Annotated in this window: 21 protein-coding genes; 13 read left to right on the top strand and 8 right to left on the bottom strand. The window is 59.1% G+C overall.

From position 1 onward, the window contains the following. Nucleotides 1-16 precede the first annotated feature (16 nt). The gene (locus tag ACR0DX_RS13080; RefSeq protein WP_170355377.1) at nt 17-613 is read left to right on the top strand and encodes an outer membrane lipoprotein carrier protein LolA; all 597 of its coding nucleotides are present in this window, start codon (nt 17-19) and stop codon (nt 611-613) included. A 12-nt stretch (nt 614-625) separates the two neighbouring features. On the opposite strand, the gene ACR0DX_RS13075 is transcribed toward ACR0DX_RS13080, so the two are convergent. Continuing rightward, nucleotides 626-1,207 carry a transglycosylase SLT domain-containing protein gene (locus ACR0DX_RS13075; RefSeq protein ID WP_170355376.1) on the bottom strand — a complete coding sequence of 194 codons (582 nt, stop codon included), beginning with the start codon at nt 1,205-1,207 and terminating at the stop codon, nt 626-628. A gap of 60 nt (nt 1,208-1,267) precedes the next feature. Continuing rightward, entirely contained in the window at nt 1,268-2,149 is an 882-nt protein-coding gene (locus tag ACR0DX_RS13070) for an AEC family transporter (protein ID WP_170355375.1), read from the bottom strand. An 80-nt stretch (nt 2,150-2,229) separates the two neighbouring features. Between ACR0DX_RS13070 and hspQ the strand changes: the two genes are divergently transcribed. Further along, complete coding sequence (gene hspQ, locus ACR0DX_RS13065; protein ID WP_170355374.1) at nt 2,230-2,556, top strand: heat shock protein HspQ; 327 nt, start codon at nt 2,230-2,232, stop codon at nt 2,554-2,556. Nucleotides 2,557-2,578: 22 nt separating this feature from the next. Here the strand turns inward: hspQ and ACR0DX_RS13060 are convergent, their stop codons facing one another. From ACR0DX_RS13060 to ACR0DX_RS13050, 3 genes are all read right to left on the bottom strand, one after another. Further along, the gene (locus tag ACR0DX_RS13060; RefSeq protein WP_170355373.1) at nt 2,579-4,156 is read right to left on the bottom strand and encodes a gamma-glutamyltransferase family protein; all 1,578 of its coding nucleotides are present in this window, start codon (nt 4,154-4,156) and stop codon (nt 2,579-2,581) included. A 209-nt stretch (nt 4,157-4,365) separates the two neighbouring features. After that, entirely contained in the window at nt 4,366-4,806 is a 441-nt protein-coding gene (locus tag ACR0DX_RS13055; protein ID WP_480846371.1) for an ATP-binding protein, read from the bottom strand. A gap of 24 nt (nt 4,807-4,830) precedes the next feature. Next, on the bottom strand, nt 4,831-5,169 hold the full coding sequence (locus tag ACR0DX_RS13050) for an STAS domain-containing protein (RefSeq protein WP_170527408.1): 339 nt from the start codon (nt 5,167-5,169) through the stop codon (nt 4,831-4,833). A gap of 102 nt (nt 5,170-5,271) precedes the next feature. Here ACR0DX_RS13050 and ACR0DX_RS13045 point away from each other — a divergent pair, with 102 nt between their 5' ends. Continuing rightward, the gene (locus ACR0DX_RS13045) at nt 5,272-6,444 is read left to right on the top strand and encodes an acetyl-CoA C-acyltransferase (RefSeq protein WP_170355370.1); all 1,173 of its coding nucleotides are present in this window, start codon (nt 5,272-5,274) and stop codon (nt 6,442-6,444) included. A gap of 59 nt (nt 6,445-6,503) precedes the next feature. After that, nucleotides 6,504-6,956 (top strand): GAF domain-containing protein, encoded by a 453-nt coding sequence (locus tag ACR0DX_RS13040; protein ID WP_170355369.1) that lies wholly within the window; start codon nt 6,504-6,506, stop codon nt 6,954-6,956. 6 nt (nt 6,957-6,962) lie between these two features. Here ACR0DX_RS13040 and ACR0DX_RS13035 read toward each other — a convergent pair whose 3' ends face one another. Further along, a complete protein-coding gene (locus ACR0DX_RS13035) occupies nt 6,963-7,304 on the bottom strand; it encodes a DUF1294 domain-containing protein (protein ID WP_353394021.1) in 342 nt (113 codons plus the stop codon). Nucleotides 7,305-7,361: 57 nt separating this feature from the next. On the opposite strand from ACR0DX_RS13035, the gene ACR0DX_RS13030 reads away from it, so the two are divergent. From ACR0DX_RS13030 to rarD, 9 genes are all read left to right on the top strand, one after another. Then, nucleotides 7,362-7,931, top strand: a complete 570-nt coding sequence (locus tag ACR0DX_RS13030) for an XRE family transcriptional regulator (RefSeq protein WP_170355368.1) — start codon at nt 7,362-7,364, stop codon at nt 7,929-7,931. Next, the gene (locus ACR0DX_RS13025) at nt 7,932-8,555 is read left to right on the top strand and encodes a LysE family translocator (RefSeq protein WP_170355367.1); all 624 of its coding nucleotides are present in this window, start codon (nt 7,932-7,934) and stop codon (nt 8,553-8,555) included. A 4-nt stretch (nt 8,556-8,559) separates the two neighbouring features. Continuing rightward, a complete protein-coding gene (locus tag ACR0DX_RS13020) occupies nt 8,560-8,940 on the top strand; it encodes a GFA family protein (RefSeq protein ID WP_170355366.1) in 381 nt (126 codons plus the stop codon). A gap of 15 nt (nt 8,941-8,955) precedes the next feature. Beyond that, nucleotides 8,956-11,403: a GcvT family protein gene (locus ACR0DX_RS13015; RefSeq protein WP_170355365.1), complete on the top strand. Its 2,448-nt coding sequence runs from the start codon at nt 8,956-8,958 to the stop codon at nt 11,401-11,403. A 3-nt stretch (nt 11,404-11,406) separates the two neighbouring features. Next, the gene (locus ACR0DX_RS13010; protein ID WP_170355364.1) at nt 11,407-12,459 is read left to right on the top strand and encodes an alcohol dehydrogenase family protein; all 1,053 of its coding nucleotides are present in this window, start codon (nt 11,407-11,409) and stop codon (nt 12,457-12,459) included. 14 nt (nt 12,460-12,473) lie between these two features. Beyond that, nucleotides 12,474-13,367, top strand: coding sequence for a homocysteine S-methyltransferase family protein (locus tag ACR0DX_RS13005; RefSeq protein WP_170355363.1), 894 nt, complete (start codon nt 12,474-12,476; stop codon nt 13,365-13,367). A gap of 4 nt (nt 13,368-13,371) precedes the next feature. Continuing rightward, a complete protein-coding gene (locus tag ACR0DX_RS13000; RefSeq protein ID WP_170355362.1) occupies nt 13,372-14,319 on the top strand; it encodes a helix-turn-helix domain-containing protein in 948 nt (315 codons plus the stop codon). An 89-nt stretch (nt 14,320-14,408) separates the two neighbouring features. Next, nucleotides 14,409-16,862 (top strand): GcvT family protein, encoded by a 2,454-nt coding sequence (locus tag ACR0DX_RS12995; protein WP_170355361.1) that lies wholly within the window; start codon nt 14,409-14,411, stop codon nt 16,860-16,862. 255 nt (nt 16,863-17,117) lie between these two features. Further along, a complete protein-coding gene (gene rarD / locus ACR0DX_RS12990) occupies nt 17,118-18,023 on the top strand; it encodes an EamA family transporter RarD (RefSeq protein WP_170355360.1) in 906 nt (301 codons plus the stop codon). Here rarD and ACR0DX_RS12985 read toward each other — a convergent pair. Both ACR0DX_RS12985 and ACR0DX_RS12980 read right to left on the bottom strand, forming a co-directional pair. Continuing rightward, entirely contained in the window at nt 18,014-18,718 is a 705-nt protein-coding gene (locus ACR0DX_RS12985) for an SGNH/GDSL hydrolase family protein (RefSeq protein WP_170355359.1), read from the bottom strand. The genes rarD and ACR0DX_RS12985 overlap by 10 nt on opposite strands. A 1-nt stretch (nt 18,719) precedes the next feature. Beyond that, nucleotides 18,720-19,130, bottom strand: a complete 411-nt coding sequence (locus ACR0DX_RS12980) for a nuclear transport factor 2 family protein (RefSeq protein ID WP_170355358.1) — start codon at nt 19,128-19,130, stop codon at nt 18,720-18,722. Nucleotides 19,131-19,156: the final 26 nt, after the last annotated feature.

Here is a 19,156-nt window from a genome sequence, read left to right as displayed (position 1 = left end):
CGCCTATCTGTGCCTTATGAAACAGATTGCTTTTGCCCTTGCTTTGACATTGGCCGCACCCGCCGCGTGGGCCGCGGACAAGCTGCCATTGTCGCAGATATCAAACTATCTGAACGAGTTGAAAACCGTTCAGACCACCTTCACTCAGGTCAATGATGACGGGTCGCTCAGCACCGGTAAGCTGTGGATTGAACGGCCGGGCAAGATGCGGTTCGAATACGACCCGCCTAACAGCGCTGTTGTTCTGGCGCGGGCTGGGACGGTTCAGATTTTCGACCCAAAGTCCAATCAACCACCCGAGCAATACCCCTTGCGACGCACACCGCTGTCATTGGTTCTGGCGAGGAACGTGAACTTGGCTCAGGCGAATATGGTGGTCGGGCACGACTTTGACGGCACGGCTACGGTTGTGACAGCGCAAGATCCCAAAAACCCGGATTCGGGCCGGATCGAACTGATGTTCACCGGCGATCCGGTAGAGCTGCGCAAATGGGTGATCCATGACAACGCAGGCAGCCAGACTACGGTCTTGCTAGGGCCGCTTGAGACGGGCGGGAACCTGGATAACAACCTCTTCTCGCGCCGGACCAGAAGCGGGTCAGGCAATCGCTGACCCGCTGACCTTTTAGTAACGGCAGCCTGACAGTTGTGCCTGATACAGTTTGGCGCGTGCATCTACATTGTTGGCGACGTTCAACAGCCAAGTTTTGCTGTAATGACTGCCGCGAGCATAGCCGGTATGGCCCTCATGATACGCCAGATACTGGTTACGCGTGTCGTGCAGTTGGATCCCATTGCGATCTAGACTTTTGGTCATGTACCAGCCGATAAAGTCGGACGCATCACGGATACGGTCCCGCTTGGCGCGGCGTTTGCCGGTCTCGCGCTGGTATTCCTCCCACGTGCCGTCCAAAGCTTGGCTAAAGCCATAGGCGCTGCTTTGGCGGCCCATCGGGATGACACCCAGCACGTATTGGTGTGGAGTGCGCGCATCGTGCCGATAGCGGCTTTCCTGATAGATTGTCGCCATCTGTACGTGAACTGGGACACCCCATTTCCGCTCTGTGGTTTTGAATGCCTTGATAAAGTCGGGCCGCTCGCGCGCAATGCTGCACGCGTCATTCAGCTTGCTGGGCGGCTGTTTCGAGCCGCCACTACAGGATGCCAAAAGCAGCACCCCGAAGAGTACGATAAGAATTCTGCTCATGTGCCTCGTGCCTTTTTTCTTTATTCTAGCGCAAATTGAGCGTTTAGGAAATCACAATCGCTACAGCACAATAGCTAGAATTATAGGCATTGCGCCCACCGACAACACAGTCGAGACCATAACCATACCCGCTACTGCGTCCGCGTCGGCTTCGAAGCGTTCGGCCAGCAAGTAAGAGGTCACGGCCACAGGCGCGCACATTTGCAGCACCAGAACCCCGAATGCGACCGAATCCAAACTGAACGCCAGTGCGATACCCCAGCCAAGCGCGAAACAGACCGCCAGTTTCAACGCTGAAAGCCAGATAGCCTGCCCCAGTTTCCGGGTGGTCAGGCGCGCTATTGCGACGCCGACAGTGATCAGCATCATTGGAATAGCCATTTGCCCCAACAGATCCAGTGTATTGGTCAGGAACAGTGGCGTTTCCCACCCGCGCCACAGAAATAGCGCGCCTAGCAAAGTGGCCCATACCATCGGTTCGCGTGCTACTTTGCCAAACGCGCCTTTGCCAGCAACCAGATAAATCCCGTATGTAAAAGAGAAAAGTGCAGTGACGGCCAGAAAGATCACGGCAAATCCAAGCCCGGCCTGGCCAAAGGCAAAAATGCAAAGCGGTAGCCCCAAATTGCCCGTGTTTCCAAAGATGAGCGGTGCAAGGTAGGTTCTGCGATCCAGCCCGGAAAACCGCACAAATAAACCGAATGCGACAGCAAGTACCAGATGGCCAACAATGGCCGCCAGTGTGAACCGCGTCAGCTCGCCTGCGGGAATCTCAGTTTGCATAAGGGCAACAAAAATAAGGCTGGGTACTGCAAGCGTGACCGCCAAACGAGTCACGAATTCCAGTCGGTATTCGAATCCGAACCTGACCCACGCATAACCGATTCCGGCCAAAAGAAAGACCGGAGCAACGATTTCAAACACTGTCAGTAAGAGGTTCACAGACTGTTTCCCTTAATTTCCGATCATTGATTGGCATTTCAGCGCATAAAAGAGTAGTAAGACCTTTGGGGGCTGAAGATATGCTGAAGACAAACGCCAAGTACCGTCTGGGTCAGGTGGTTCGCCACAAGAAACATCCCTTCCGAGGGGTCATTTTTGATGTGGATCCGGAATTCTCGAACACGGAAGAATGGTATCAAGCGATACCGGAAGACAGTCGTCCGCTCAGGGAACAACCGTTCTATCATTTGCTGGCCGAAAACGACCAATCCTTCTATGTTGCTTATGTTTCTGAACAAAATCTGGTTGCTGACCAGTCGGGCGAACCGGTGGAACATCCCGATATTCCCGACATGTTCGGTCCGTTCGAAAACGGTGCGTACCCTTTGCACTTTCACCTGAACTGACAACGGGGCAGCCGGCGCTTGGTCAGTAGCCAAGCGCGCAACCGTCTTTTCTGGGATCGCTTGCGCCTTCAAGCACACCGTCCTCTTTGATGAGGATTGCCTGGGCGCCGCCGAGCGGGGTTTCCGGAATTTCAACTTTGTGACCCATATCGCCTAATTGTTCAGCCACCTTGCGCGGAATTCCGCGCTCGAGTTTCAGTACACCCCCATCAGCGAATGCGCGTGGCGCGTCGATGCTGGCCTGAAGGTCCAAACCGTGATCGGTGAGGTTCGACAACAGGCGCGCATGGCCGGTTGGCTGGAACGCTCCGCCCATCACGCCGAAGGGCATGGTGATCCGGTTGTCCTGCATGACCATGCCTGGAATGATGGTATGCATCGGGCGTTTGCCGCCGCCCATTTCGTTGGGGTGGCCCTGTTGCAGCGTGAACCCAGCGCCGCGGTTTTGCAGCAAAATCCCATATTTTTCGGATGCGATGCCCGAGCCAAAACTGTGGAAGATCGAATAGATCAGTGACACTGCCATCCGGTCGCGATCGACGACGGTGATATAGATCGTATCTTTGTGAATTGCTTCAGTGACCGGTGCAGCAGCGGGCATCGCGCGATTGGGGTCGATTAACGCGGCTAAGCTGTCGGCAATACCCTGATCAGTGAACTTCTGAGCCTGTGCCATATGATCGGGGTCAGCAATGAACCGGTTGCGGGCGTCATAGGCCAATTTTGAGGCTTCAGCCTCAATATGAATACGCTCGACCCCGAACGGGTCCATACCAGACAGATCAAAGTTCTTCAGAATATTAAGCAGAAGAATCGCCGTGGCCCCCTGACCGTTGGGCGGATGTTCGAACAGTTCGGTGTCATGGTACCGGCCGCTCACCGGTTTCGTCTTGGAAAAGGCGGTCGAGGCGAAGTCCGCTTCTGTATGTACGCCGCCGCGGCTTGTCAGGGCATCGATCATGTCCAGCGCGATGTCCCCGGTGTAAAACGCATCCCTGCCGTATTTGGCAATCTGCCGCAGCACCTGGGCCTGACCGGGCGCGCGAAAAACCTGCCCGATTTTGGGTGCGGCCCCGTTGAACAGATAGTGGTCTCGTGCGGCGCCTTGCAGGTTGGATGCGCCCGATATCCAGTCAAATGCCACCCGCGGCGCGACCGGAACCCCGATTTCGGCATAATGAACGGCGGGTTGAAGAATGGTTTCAAGCCCGAGTTTTCCCTCGGTATCAGCCAAATGGCAAAATGCATCCACCGCACCGGGGATTGTCACAGCTTCGGGCGTGTTCAAGGGGACAGTCTCCAAACCCTTGGCGCGCAGGTCTTGCGCTTTGGCCGAAGCAGGCGCGCGACCTGATCCGTTAAGAGCCAGAACTTTGTTTTCGCCCGCACGATTGAAAAGTACAAAGCAATCGCCGCCGATACCGGTCATTTGCGGCTCGCAAATTCCCAACAAGACCGCTCCTGCGATCGCGGCGTCCATCGCATTGCCGCCCTGCTGCAGAATTTGCAACGCAACCTGAGCCGCCAAAGGATGTGACGTGGCACACATGCCTTCGGTCGCCAGAACCTGTGACCGGCCCGGTGTATGGAAATCGCGCATAGTGATGCTCCCGTGACTGAACGCGCCGAACGTATCGCGCGGGTTGGTATTGTCCAGTCAAATCAAGGGGAAGTTCCTCGGCGCCGTTCACTGGGTGGGGGCTGTGACACTAGGCGCCGAGGGAAGCTATCTGAGCTACGAGTTAACTTTTGCTCTTTGTTTGCGGCGCGACAATGGTCTGATCTGGGCGTTATTGTGACATTTTCGGTCTAGCCCAAGCGTGGAAAGTCAAAGCGCAGGGATAGACGATTGCAGCCGTTCGCGTGTTCATAACGGATTTCGCTGGTCAATTCATGGATCAGAAACCAGCCAAACCCACCTTCGGGCAGATCATCCAGCGAGGAGCCAAGCGGGGCAGGGACCCCGTCAGGTACGCGAAACCCCGGCAGTGGGTTGCCTGTGTCCGAGATCAGGATCTCAAGCCAGTTTTCGTGCAATCGGCATCTGACCTTAACCTTTGCCGGTGTAATTCCCGCATATGCGTGTTCAACGACATTATTGATCGCCTCGGCCAGCGCTATCTTGACGTCGGCAGCTTTGTGTTGCGGCAGGCCCTGAACTTCTAGGCAGGTGCTAATCCTGGCGATGCCAGTGCTGGCTTCAGCCTCGGTCGCGACAAAGCTCAAATCCATGCAATTTTCGTTACACATGGCCATTGCGCCCATTCAGATCCGTCAGTCCGCCGCAGCCGTCAGCGCATCGTCCAATGTCGGGTACAGCTTGAACACCGTATCCATGCGCGTTAGCCGAAACACCTTTTCGACAAACGGGTGCAGCCCGGCCAAATCCAGGCGTCTTTCGCTGCCGAGTTGCTTCATCGATGCCACGATGGCCCCAAGCCCGCTGGAATCAATGAATTCCACATCCGTCAAATCCAGGACGACCCGTGGCGCCCCGCCTTGTGCCGTGCTTCGCATGTCTTCTTTGAACTGGATGGCCATCGCGGCATCAATCCGGTCGGAATGGACCGTAATGACCTGCGTTGTGTCAGTCGTTTTGCTGGTCAGGCTCATACGCGACTATCCTTCAATCTGAAAATAAATGGTAGAAATACGCTAGACGGCAAATCTTACCATTCGGTATCCATAGGTAGGGAAGTTGAGAGGAGCATCCGTATGAAACAGGTCGTGATCGCAGGGGCTGCACGCACTCCGATGGGTGGATTTCAGGGGATGTTCGACGGGGTCACCGCTGCCGAACTAGGTGGGGCCGCAATCCGTGCGGCGCTTGATGGTGCACAGGCCGACACAGTGGACGAGGTTTTGATGGGCTGCGTTTTGCCGGCCGGTCAGGGTCAGGCGCCCGCGCGGCAGGCGGGCTTTGCTGCCGGGCTTGGCGAGGACGTTCCCGCCACCACACTGAACAAGATGTGCGGGTCGGGCATGAAGGCTGCGATGATTGCGTACGACCAAATCGCCTTGGGTCATTCCGACACGATGATTGCCGGCGGGATGGAGAGTATGACGAACGCACCTTATCTGCTGCCCAAGATGCGTGGCGGTGCTCGGATTGGTCATGGGCAGGTCGTAGACCACATGTTTCTGGATGGGCTCGAGGATGCCTATGACAAAGGCCGTTTGATGGGAACCTTCGCCGAGGATTGTGCCGAGGCTTATCAGTTCACACGTGAAGAGCAGGATGAATACGCCTTGCGTTCGTTGTCCAACGCGCTGTCCGCGCAGGAAACCGGTGCCTTTGATGCAGAGATCACACCTGTGGTGACCCGCTCTCGTAAGGGAGAGATCACTCATTCGGCTGATGAACAACCGCAATCGGCGCGTCCCGAAAAAATTCCGACGCTGAAACCAGCATTTCGCAAAGACGGGACGGTAACGGCAGCCAACTCCTCCTCTATCTCGGACGGTGCTGCGGCTCTGGTTCTGGCGTCGACCGATGCTGCCGAGGCCCGCGGGCTTACCATACGCGCGCGCATTCTTGGCCATGCCAGCTTTGCTCAGGCACCGGGTTTGTTCACTACTGCTCCGGTTCCTGCGGCGCAGTCCTTGCTGACTAAAATCGGGTGGTCCAAGGACGATGTGGATCTGTGGGAAGTCAACGAAGCCTTTGCGGTCGTCCCCATGGCCTTCATGCGCGAGATGGGCCTGCCCCGTGACATCGTCAATGTCAACGGAGGGGCCTGTGCGCTAGGGCACCCAATCGGCGCTTCGGGCGCACGGATCATGGTCACGCTTTTGAATGCGTTGGAAAAGCGGAACCTCAAACGGGGTGTGGCGGCCATCTGCATTGGTGGCGGTGAAGGGACGGCGATCGCAATCGAACGGGTTTGACGCTTTGGCGTTTTCGGCATAGGTCGCTGCACAAAGCAAATTGATCCGGACCAGTGACCATGACCGTCGACTATGCGCAGCTTGCTAAAGCCATTGCCGCTCTGACCGAGGGTGAAACAGATAAGGTCGCTCTGATGGCGACCGTCACCTGCGAGGTGCATCACAGCGATGATCGCTTTAACTGGACCGGGTTTTATCGGGTGACCGAGCCCGACCTGCTTAAGATTGGTCCCTACCAAGGTGGCCACGGTTGTCTTGTCATCCCCTTTAGCCGTGGCGTTTGTGGCGCAGCGGCCCGGACCCAAGAGGTGCAGCTTGTGGCTGACGTGGACGCATTTCCCGGCCATATCGCCTGTGCGTCCTCAACCCGGTCGGAACTGGTGCTGCCGGTCTTTGACGCGCAGGGTGAGGTGATCGCTGTGTTTGATATCGACAGCGATCTGCCCGATGCGTTTACTCAGGCAGATGCCGATGGGCTTGCCTCTATCCTCCGCGATGTGTTCGCACGCTGAGGTCGGTTAGCCCAGCAGCGGGGGCAGAAAGGTGAAGGCAGCATAGCAAGCAGCGGCCTGACCGATCAGGATTGCAAATAACCATCTCGAAAATCCCCGTTTGCGGGTCTTGTGGCGGAATATCCACCGCCCGACTATGGCTCCGGGGCTGCCACCCAGCGCAGCCAGCCATAGCAGACGACGTTCCGGCACCCGGCGCTTGCGCCGCCGCGCGCGAAGTTTGTCCCAGCCAAAAGCCAGCAGGGTCAGGGTATTGATCGCCCAAAGATACATCACTGCAATCCACATGCATGACCGATACCGAACGCGGCCGCGTGGCCCAAGTGAAAAAACGCTTGGTTTTTTCATCGATTCGCGCCATCGTGAAAAACAGGGATGAAATTTCACGACAAAACGGAGCGGTAATTGAACTCGCAGGCCCCCCAAAGCGCGACCCTTGGTGCTGATATCCGCGCCCTGCGCAAAGCGCGCGGGCTGACGCTGAGCGAGATTGCGGCAAAGCTGAACCGCTCGGTCGGGTGGCTGAGCCAGGTCGAGCGGGATAAGTCCGATCCGTCCATCTCGGACTTGCGGCAGATGGCCGATTGTCTGGGCGTGCCCATGTCGATGCTGTTTGCCCATTCTGCCGCCCCGGCAGATGAACAGGGTTATGTGGTTCGCGCGGGCTCACGCCGTCCAATGGGATCGGGTGAGGAAGGACTGATCGAGGAGTTGCTCTCACCCGATCTGACCGACGATTTCGAGATGGTGCACTCCACCTTCGAGCCCCGCTCGCAGATGCAGACCCCCGCCGACCGTCCGACGCAAGAGGTCGGCTATATGATCTCGGGGCGGCTGGACCTGACGATTGGCGGGCGGCAGTTCTCGGTCGGGCCGGGCGACAGTTTCCGTATCAAACACGAACCCTATCACTGGGCGAACCCCTATGATGAGCCCGCCGTGGCCATCTGGGTCATCGCCCCGCCGGTGTATTGAATGAGCTTCGAGGCCTGGACCATATTCGCTCTGTTCTGGGTGGTGTTCGTCACCACACCGGGGCCGAATGCGGTCAATTGCATCTCAAACGGAATGAGCCTGCCCTTTGCCAAGGCGATGTTGGGCGTGCTGGCGATCCTGACACAGGCCAGCGCCTTTCTGATCCTGTCCGCGCTGGGCGTAACGGCGCTGATCGCGGCCTCACCCACCGGGTTTTTCATTGCTAAGCTGATCGGCGCGGGGTTCCTGATCTGGATGGGCATCCGAGGCTGGATCAATGCCAGCAAACCCGCGCCTGCGTCCGAGCGACCCGCGCGCCACGTCTATCTGCACGCACTGGCGGTGGCGACGATCAACCCCAAAAGCGTGGCCGGGTATCTGGCGGCGTTTTCGCAATTCGTTCAACCCGACGTGCCGGTTTGGCAGCAGATGGGGGTGATCATGCCCACCGCGCTGGTCATCACAACGCTCAGCTACACGGGGTTCACCCTGCTGGGTGCGCTGATGGGCAAGGCTGCGCTGGGTGCTGTGTTCAACGTCTGGGTCCGCCGCGTGATGGCGACCTGTTTCATCATCTACGGCGTGTTGCTGGGTACCAGCGCAACGCCTACAGCAAGGGGGTAAAGACATGCACACCGGTTCCTGCCTCTGCGGCAAGGTCGCCTTCACCATTGACGGAGACCTCGCCGCACCCAACGCCTGCCATTGCGGCCAATGCCGCAGGCAATCGGGTCATCTGTGGGCCTCCTGCGAGACGCATGAAGACAACCTCAGCTTTACCTCCAGTGAGACGCTGGGTTGGTATCGCGCCTCGGACATCGCCAAGCGCGGCTTTTGCAGCGCCTGCGGCTCGTTCCTGTTTTGGCAGCACAATGATGAGGACACGATTGCGGTTTCGGTGGGGTCTCTGGACGAGCCCACCGGGCTGAAACTCGCCCAACATATCTTCGTCGCCGACAAGGGCGACTACTACGACATTCAGGACGATCTGCCCCAGCGGGCATACTAACAGGGAAGCAAAACCATGAGTGATTTTCCAACCAAGGCCCGTGTGGTCATCATCGGCGGCGGCGTCGTCGGCTGTTCATCGCTTTATCATCTGGCCAAGAAGGGCTGGACCGACTGCGTTCTGCTGGAAAAGAACGAGTTGACGGCCGGGTCCACCTGGCACGCGGCGGGCAATGTGCCGACATTCTCGACCTCGTGGGCGATCATGAACATGCAACGCTATTCGACCGAGCTGTATTCGCGGCTGGCAGATGAGGTTGATTACCCGATGAACTACCACGTCTCGGGCTCGATCCGTCTGGCGCACAGCAAGGAACGGATGCAGGAGTTCGAACGCGCCCTGTCCATGGGTCGCTATCAAGGCATCCCGATGGAGATGTGGACCGCGGAAGAGGCCAAAGAGCGCTATCCCTTCCTTGAAACCCATGATCTTGAGGGCGTTCTGTACGATCCGACCGACGGCGACATCGATCCGGCGCAGCTGACTCAGGCGCTGGCTAAAGGCGCGCGGGATATGGGGCAAAAGATCATCCGTTTCTGCCCGGCGACCGGCGTGACTCAGCATGACGATGGCACCTGGACTGTGCATACCGATAAGGGCGATATTGCCTGCGACTACGTGGTCAACGCCGCTGGGTACTATGCGCAGCGCGTGGGCGAATGGTTCAAACCCTTTGGCGGGCGCACGGTGCCTGCGATGGTCATGAGCCACCAATACCTGCTGACCGATGAAATCCCCGAGGTGGAAGCGTGGTCAAAGGAAAACGGCGGCAAACTGCCGCTGCTGCGCGACGTGGATATCTCGTACTACCTGCGGCAGGAGAAAAACGGCTTCAATCTTGGCCCCTATGAGCCCAACTGCAAGGGCCATTGGATGACCGAAGACGACCCGATGCCGGAGGATTTCAGCTTTCAGCTGTGGAACGATGATCTGGACCGCATCGAAGACATCGTCACCGACGCGATGGAGCGGGTGCCGCTGATGGCAACCTCGGGCGTTGGACGTGTCATCAATGGCCCGATCCCTTACGCGCCCGACGGGCTTCCCCTTATCGGGCCGATGCCCGGTGTTCGAAACGCATTCGAGGCGCACACCTTCACCTTCGGCATCGCGCAGGGCGGTGGCGCTGGCAAGGTGCTTGCCGAATGGATCGTCGATGGCGCGACCGAATGGGATATGTGGGCCGTCGATCCGCGCCGCTACACCGACTACACCGATCAAGACTATTGCAACCAGAAGGGCATGGAGGTCTATGGCAACGAATACGCCATGCACTTCCCGCATCATGAATGGCCTGCGGCGCGCGACAAGAAGCTGTCTCCGGTTCATGACAAGATCAAGGAACTGGGCGGCGTTATGGGAGCCTATAACGGCTGGGAACGCGCCAATTGGTTCGCCAAGCCGGGCGACGATACCTCCCTGGATGCGACGCATACATGGGGTCGCTCTGGCCCGTGGGAGCAGCGGATCAAAGAAGAATGCGAGGCCGTGCGCGACCATTGCGGCGTGCTGGACTTGCCGGGTTTCTCGCGCTTCATGGTTAAGGGAGAAGGCGCGGCCGAGGCGCTGCGTGGGCTGGTGACGGGTGGTCTGCCCAAGGTGGGCCGGATCAATCTGGTCTATATCGCCGACGACCGGGGCCGCATCCTGACCGAGATGTCCTGCTTGCGTCTGGGCGAAGATGAGTTTGTCATGATCACCGCCGCAACGGCGCAATGGCATGACCGGGACATTCTGGTGAATGCGATGCCCTCGGGTGTCAGTGTCGAGGATGTTACCACCACACGCGACACGCTGATCGTCACCGGCCCAAAATCGCGTGAGATCCTGTCGGGTCTGACCGATGCCGACCTGTCGCTGGGCTGGCTGACCCATCAGGCCGCCACTGTGGCAGAGAAACCCGCCTATCTGATCCGCGTATCCTTTGCTGGCGAACTGGGTTGGGAAGTTCACGCTCTGAACGACGACATGCCTGCGATCTATGACGCGATCCTTGAGGCTGGTGCCACGCCGTTTGGCATGTATGCGCTGAACTCGCTGCGGATCGAAAAAGGCTACCGCGCGTGGAAGGGCGACCTGTCGACCGATTACTCTCTGCTGGAAGGCGGGCTGGGGCGGTTCGTCAAGCTGGACAAGCCGCAGGACTTCCCGGGCAAGGCCGCGATCCTGAACGAAAAGCAGCAGGGGGTGAAGAAGTCTTTTGTCACCCTGACGGTCGAGGCCGGTGACTGCGACGCGCCCTATATGTCCTGCATCTGGCAAGGCGATCAGATCGTAGGTGAAACCACATCGGGCGCATGGGGCTATCGCGTCGGCAAATCCATCGCGCTGGGCATGATCAAGTCGGAACTGGCAAATCCGGGCACCGCGTTGGAGGTCGAGATCTACGGCCAGAAATATCCCGCCGTGGTGCAAGAAGACCAACCTCTCTGGGATCCGGCCAACGACCGGCTGCGGGCCTGATCCATGGCTGTTCCGCGCGTCATGCAGGGCGTCTATCTGACCCGTCATGGCGGGCCAGAGGCGCTGGAGTGGCGTGCGGATATTCCCGTGCCGCAACCCGGACCCGGTCAGGTGCTGGTTCGGGTTGCGGCTGCGGGTGTGAACAACACGGATATCAATACACGCGTCGGTTGGTATTCGTCAGATGTGACTGGCGCGACCGATGCGGTCGATCAAAAGGTCGACGCAGGTGGCTGGGGCGGTGCGTTACACTTCCCGCGCATTCAGGGCGGCGATCTGTGCGGCATCGTTGAACTTGCCGGACCCGAGACTGCGTTCCAACTCGGTCAGCGCGTCACCTGCCCGATCAACCTACCGCGCCCACGCCCCGGCGACCCGACCGGGTTCATCGCTTTGGGGTCTGAGATCGACGGGGCCTTCGCGCAATATTGTCTGGTCGAGGCGTCGGACCTGTATGACGTCTCGGCCTCACCGCTATCTGATGCCGAGATCGCTGCCATCCCCTGCGCTTTTGGCACGGCGGAAAACCTGCTGACCCGCGCAGGCGTGACTGCAGGCCACAAGGTTTTAATCACCGGAGCTTCGGGCGGGGTCGGTCTGGCTGCTGTGCAACTTGCCCGGCTACGCGGAGCGACCGTGTGGGGTGTCACCAGCCGAGCCAAAGCCGATGTGGTCAAAGATCAAGGGGCAACGGATACGTTTGACCGTAACGCGCCCTTGCCGAAAGACATGTTCGATGTGGTGATCGACATCGTCGGCGGTCCCGCGTGGCCCAACCTGATCCTGTCGCTGAAACCCGGCGGGCAGTATGCGGTATCTGGTGCCATCGCCGGCCCCATCGTTCAGGCCGATCTGCGCGATATCTATTTGCGCGACATCACCATCCACGGCTGCACCCATCAGGCCTTCGAGGTTTTCGGACGATTGGTCGAACTTATGAACGCAGGCCGGATCAAACCTTTGATCTCAAAAACCTATCCGCTAAGAGATATCGCCGAAGCGCAAGAGGACTTTCAGTCCAAAGCATTTGCGGGAAAACTGGTTCTCATTCCCTGAGGAAAGGTAAGGCTATGGCGGATATCACCCTGTTGGACGGCTCGATCGGGCAGGAACTGGTCAAGCGCGGTGGCGAAAAGCCCACGCCTTTGTGGTCAACGCGCGTGATGATCGACCAACCCGACCTGGTGGGTCAGGTCCACGCGGATTACTTCCAACGGGGCGCGACGGTTGCCACCACCAATACCTATGCCGTGCACCGCTCGCGCTTGGTGCGCGAAGGGATCGAGGATCAACTGCCCGCCCTGATCGACTCGGCGCTGACACAGGCAGAACGCGCGCGGCCGCCCTCGAGCGGGCGGATCGCAGGGGCACTGGGGCCGCTTCTGGCCTCATACCGGCCCGACCTGAAGCCCGATGTGGAAGATGCGGCCTTGAAATATGCCGAGCTGGTCGGTCTGATGAACGACCGGGTGGACCTATTCCTGCTGGAAACCGTCTCGTCCCTGCAAGAGGCCGAAGGCGCGTTGCGCGGGACGGAAAGCGCAACCAAACCCGTCTGGCTGGCGCTGTCAGTGATGGACAATGACGGCACCCGCCTGCGCTCGGGCGAGCATCTGGCGCAAGTCGCGCCTCTGGTCGATCGCTTCGCGCCGCAAGCGGTGTTGATCAACTGCACCCGCCCGGAATCGGTGATGCCCGCACTGATGATCCTTGAAACGATGGGCCGCCCTTACGGGGCCTATGCCAATGGCTTCACCGGCATCACACAAGGGTTTTTGGAAGACGCCCCCACCGTCGATGCGCTGCAAGAACGTCATGATCTGACCCCCGAAGCCTATGCCGATTTCGCCATGTCCTGGGTCGAACACGGTGCCACCATCGTCGGTGGCTGCTGCGAGGTCGGCCCCGATCATATCGAGGCTCTGGCCCACGCGCTGCACGCCGCCCGACACCGGATCGTCTAGGGCGATGGCGGGTCAGCAGCAGCATTTCGATATCCTCGTCGCCCCCGGCTATGTGTTGCTGGAACTGGCGTCGCTGGTCGAGGTGCTGCGGCTGGCCAATCGCGTCTGTCCGCACCCGCCCTTTACCTATGCGTATAAATCCCTGAAGGGTGGAGCGATCCATTCCAGCAGCGATGCGATGATCCAGACCGAGGCTGTCAGCACCCAGCCCAAGGCGGATTACCTGTTTGTCATCGGCAATACCGACCCTGACCATCCCGACCTTTCGCTGGGTCGCGTGGTTTCGGATTACACATATCGTGGCGCACAGGTATTCTTGCTGGCTGAAGCCGCCAGCCGTTACATCGACGAACACGGTACCGAGGATATGGCGACCCATTGGGAAAACGCCTCATTCCTGCGCGAACGCGGTGCCCGGTTCGAGGCCAAGCTCTCCATCGCGACGCAACAAGGCGCCGTCGTCACCTGCGCGGGGATGGAGGCGACGACGGATGTGGCGTTGTCGGTGATTGGCCGTCACATCTCGGGACCCGCCAAGATGACCGTGGCTGATATCATGCTGCACGAAAACATCCGCGATTTCTCCTCGATGCAGCCGTTTTCCGGCACACGTCTGACCGCCACCGGGGATGCCAAGCTGGACCAGTGCATCAAGCTGATGCAGGCCAATATCGAGGACCCTCTGCCGATCCATCAGATCGTCGAGGAACTGCATCTGTCCAACCGCTCGCTCGAGCGCAAGTTCAAGACTTTCTTCGGCACCACCCCCAACGGGTTCTACCGCGAGATGCGGCTGGCCAAGGCCAACAACCTGCTTCTCAACACCACCATGAGCGTACGCGAGATCGGCCTGGCCTGCGGGTTCCCGAACGGGTTTTCGTCTGTTTACAAAAGCTTTTTCGGCGTCACGCCCTTTGTTCTGCGTCGTGAAAAGCGCGCGGCACATCGGTGAAAATTACCGATTTTATGACGCTTTTGGCGCATTTATTGTCGATCTTCCGTGGCATTTTGGCCCAAACCTGACAGTGCGGAGATTTCAGGATGGTTGATCTTCCCAACAAGGCCCGAGTGGTCATCATCGGTGGCGGCGTCATTGGATGCTCGGTCGCGTATCACCTGACCAAGAAGGGCTGGAGCGATGTCGTTCTGCTGGAGCGTAAGCAGCTGACCAGCGGGACCACATGGCACGCCGCCGGTCTGATCGCGCAGCTGCGGGCGACGGCGAACATGACCAAGCTGGCGAAGTATTCGCAGGAACTGTACGGCTCGCTCGAAGAAGAGACCGGCGTGGCCACCGGGTTCAAACGCTGCGGTTCGATCACCGTGGCGCTGACCGAGGAGCGTAAGGAAGAGATCTACCGTCAGGCCGCCATGGCCCGCGCCTTTGGGGTCGAGGTCGAAGAAATCTCGAACGAGCGCGTCAAAGAGATGTACCCGCATCTGAATGTCGAAGACGTCAAGGGCGCGGTCTATCTGCCGCTGGACGGGCAGGGCGACCCGGCCAATATTGCACTGGCGCTGGCCAAGGGCGCGCGGCAACGCGGCGGGATCGTCAGGGAACGGGTGAAAGTCACCGATATCGTCAAACAGGGGCGCACGGTCACGGGCGTCGACTGGGTTGCCGATGACGGCAGCGCCTCGGGTCATATCGAATGCGATATGGTGGTGAACTGCGCCGGTATGTGGGGGCATGAGGTCGGTCGAATGGCGGGCGTGAACGTCCCGCTGCACGCGTGTGAGCATTTCTATATCGTTACCGAAGGCATTGACGGCCTGACCCAGCTGCCGGTTCTGCGCGTGCCGGATGAATGCGCCTATTACAAGGAAGACGCGGGCAAAATCTTGCTGGGCGCGTTTGAACCCAACGCGAAGCCATGGGCCATGGAGGGCATCCCCGACAGTTTCGAGTTCGACCAACTACCCGAGGATTTCGACCACTTCGAGCCGATCCTTGAGGCGGCGGTAAACCGGATGCCGATGCTGGCCGAGGCGGGGATTCATACCTTCTTCAACGGGCCGGAATCCTTCACGCCCGACGATGCCTATCATCTGGGCCTCGCGCCTGAGATGGACAATGTCTGGGTCGCGGCCGGGTTCAACTCGATCGGTATCCAATCTGCCGGAGGCGCGGGTATGGCGCTGGCCGAGTGGATGGACAGCGGCGAGAAACCGTTTGATCTGGGCGATGTGGATATCAGCCGGATGCAGCCGTTTCAGGGCAACAAGAAGTATCTGTTCGAACGGTCCAAGGAAACGTTGGGCCTGCTTTACGCCGACCACTACCCCTATCGCCAGAAGGCCACAGCGCGTGGCGTGCGGCGCACTCCGTTCCACCATCACCTGCTGGAACAGGGGGCCGTCATGGGTGAATTGGCCGGGTGGGAGCGCGCCAACTGGTTCGCCAACGCAGGTCAGGAACGCGAGTACCACTATAGCTGGAAGCGCCAGAACTGGTTCGAAGACTCCGCCGCTGAACACCGTGCGGTGCGCGAGAATGTGGGCATGTATGACATGTCCTCCTTCGGCAAAATCCGCGTCGAAGGGCCGGATGCCGAGGCGTTCATGAACTACATTGGAGGTGGCGATTACTCAGTGCCCAATGGCAAGATCGTCTACACCCAGTTCCTGAACCGCACCGGAGGGATCGAGGCGGACGTGACCGTAACCCGCCTGACCGAGACCGCCTATCTGGTGGTCACCCCCGCCGCCACCCGTCTGGCCGATCAAACATGGATGCATCGCCACGCGGGTGGGTTCAACGTTGTCATCACCGATGTCACCGCAGGTGAGGGCGTTCTGGCCGTCATGGGCCCCAACGCGCGCGCGCTGCTGCAAAAGGTCTCGCCCGCCGATTTCTCGAACGCGGCCAACCCGTTTGGCACCGCGCAAGAGATCGAGATGGGCATGGGCCTCGCCCGGGCGCACCGCGTCACCTATGTGGGCGAGCTGGGGTGGGAGATCTACGTCTCCTCCGACATGGCGGGCCACGTGTTCGAAACCCTGTACGAGGCCGGGCAAGATATGGGTCTGAAACTCTGCGGGATGCATATGATGGACTCTTGCCGGATCGAGAAGGGATTCCGCCATTTCGGCCACGACATCACCTGTGAGGATCATGTAGTTGATGCGGGGTTGGGTTTTGCCGTGAAAACCGACAAGGGCAGTGATTTCATCGGTCGTGAGGCGGTTATTGCCCGTAAAGAACGCGGACCGCAAAGCCGGTTGGTCCAGTTCAAACTGACTGACCCCGAACCACTGCTGTTCCACAATGAACCCATTCTTCGGGATGGCGAATATGTGGGTTATCTGAGTTCGGGTAACTATGGTCATACGCTGGGCGGAGCCATCGGTCTGGGCTATGTGCCCTGCGCGGGCGAGAAGGCCGCCGATGTGCTTGCCTCAAGCTATGAGATTGACGTCTGCGGTGTGAAGGTCAAGGCAGAAGCCTCACTGAAACCGATGTACGATCCCAAATCGGAACGCGTAAAAGTCTGAAACGCGGGAAAAGGGGTCGCTGCCCCCGCCGCGGCAAGGCGCGACTCCCCCGAGGTATTTGAGGCCAGATGAAGTGCAGGATCCGTGCTTCATCTGGCCAAAAATATCTCGGAGCGCGAGGCAGAGCCTTCGCATGTTGGATTGGTTCCAAACATTTGACGTATCAGAATTCCTGATGGCCGGCTTCACAGTTTTCGTGGTTTTCATAGGGCAGAGGTTTGCCGTAGAGAGTCCGATATCAATCGGAGACCCGCCGTGGCAAACACACCCATCCCCCCGAATGCTGAAGACACGCCCAAGGGGTTGGTACTGGCCATCACAGCCTATGTTTTGTGGGGGTTCTTGCCGCTCTATATGAAAGCTATGGCGCATGTGGGGCCGATCGAGATTGTCTCGCACCGTATTATCTGGTCAGTGCCGGTGGCGGGGTTGCTGCTGGTGGCCTTGGGGCGGACGCAGGATTTGAAGGCTGCGCTGGTGAACCCGAAGATGCTGGGCATGGCGTGTTTGACGGCTGCGCTGATCTCGGTGAATTGGGCCATTTATGTGTGGGCGATTGCCAATGACCGGGCGTTGGATGCGGCGCTGGGGTACTACATCAACCCGCTGTTCAGCATCGCCTTGGGCGCGGTGTTGTTGCGAGAGCCTTTGACCAAGACACAATTGGCGGCGGTGGCGATTGCGGCGCTGGGGGTGCTGGTGCTGGTCGTCGAAGCAGGCAGCTTGCCGTGGCCTGCGTTGGGTCTGATGGTCAGCTGGGGGTTTTATGCGTTTTTCAAACGGTCTTTGCCCATCGGGCCCAATCAGGGTTTTTTGCTTGAGGTGCTGATCCTGCTGATTCCAGCCCTGATGTATGTCACCTTGCTTGGCGTGAAGGGCACAGGGCATTTTGGCATGGGGCTTACGGACACCCTGCTGCTGGCCTGTGCTGGGATCGTGACGGCTGTGCCATTGTTGGTCTATGCAAACGGGGCCAAACTGGTGCGGTTGTCGACGATGGGCATCCTGCAATACATCGCGCCCACCATGATCTTCATCACCGCCATAGGTGTGTTCGGCGAGCAGATTGACCGGGGCCGCATGATCGCTTTCCCGCTGATCTGGACGGCTTTGGTCGTGTATTCGATCCCGATGATCCGGCAGATACGGGCTCAGGCCTGACGCAATAGGCGCGCGGCCTCTGCCGCCCATATGGCATAGGTTTTCGGGCTTGGATGATACCCGTCAGGTGCCGCAAGTGCCGGGTCGTCCGGCAGATCGAGAGTGAGATGTCGTGCCTGAGCGCAACTTTCCACGACATCCCGCAACCCAAGATCCAACCGGGCGGCTTGTTGGCCCAGTACCCAGGCCAGTGGTTGGGGCAACGCGGGGAAGCGGTTCATGTGTGGTACGGCGGTTACCACTACACGCCGGGCGCCCAGCTTACCCGTCAGCAACGCAAGCAGCCGCGACTGCCGTTCCATGAAAACCCTTTGGGAAACAGCCCGCGTGACGTCGTTGACGCCCAGAGCGGTCACCGCCATGTCGAATTGCCCGTTCAAAGCCTGCAGGCGTTCGATCGTGTCCAGCGTCGTGTGCCCGGTTGTCGCCTCTAACCGCCACTCTACAGCGTAGTGGCGAGACAGCTCTCGGACCAGACACCCCGATAACGCTTGTGATTGAGTGCCTGCGCCGACACCAGCAGCTGAACTGTCCCCGGCAATCAGAAGACGCAACCGGGGACCGCGCCCTTCTCGCCCTTCACGTGGACCTGAGGGTTCGGGCAGAAACCGCGCGTTCCGGCGTACGGAAAGCCCCTGTGCCGCCAGCACGGGCAACAGGGGAACCCGTAAAAGTTGATCAGCGGCGAGAGGCATATCAGCTTAGAGCGTCTTTGAACTTGAGGAACCGCGCGTCGGTCATAACGCGCGACATCATCGCTTCGCGCAGGGCGCCAACGCTTTTGTAGGGGCGCATGACGACCTCGAAATCCTGGATCAGCCCGTCATCGTTTAGCGTGATCAGGTCAACGCCAACCGCATCCAAATCACCGATCTTGCACTGAAACTCCAGCGCCCAATCTTTGCCGTCCCCCATGATCCGGCGATAATGGAAATCAGAAAACACCTGCCCCACATGCCCTAGCACGGCCGCCACGGGTTCGCGCCCGGTCCATGTGCTGAAATAGGTGGGGGGCGAAAAACGCACGTCCTCGGCCAGCAACTCAAGGATCAGGGTTTCATCGCCCTTTGCGACGACCTCTTGCATACGCTCGATTGTTGGGTGCATTTGTTCTCCTCCGCTTTGGAACAGAC

It is taken from the genome of Ruegeria sp. D3 (genome assembly GCF_056534465.1).
The sequence above is the reverse complement of the archived record's forward strand: the minus strand, read 5'-3'. Positions and strand labels throughout refer to the sequence as shown.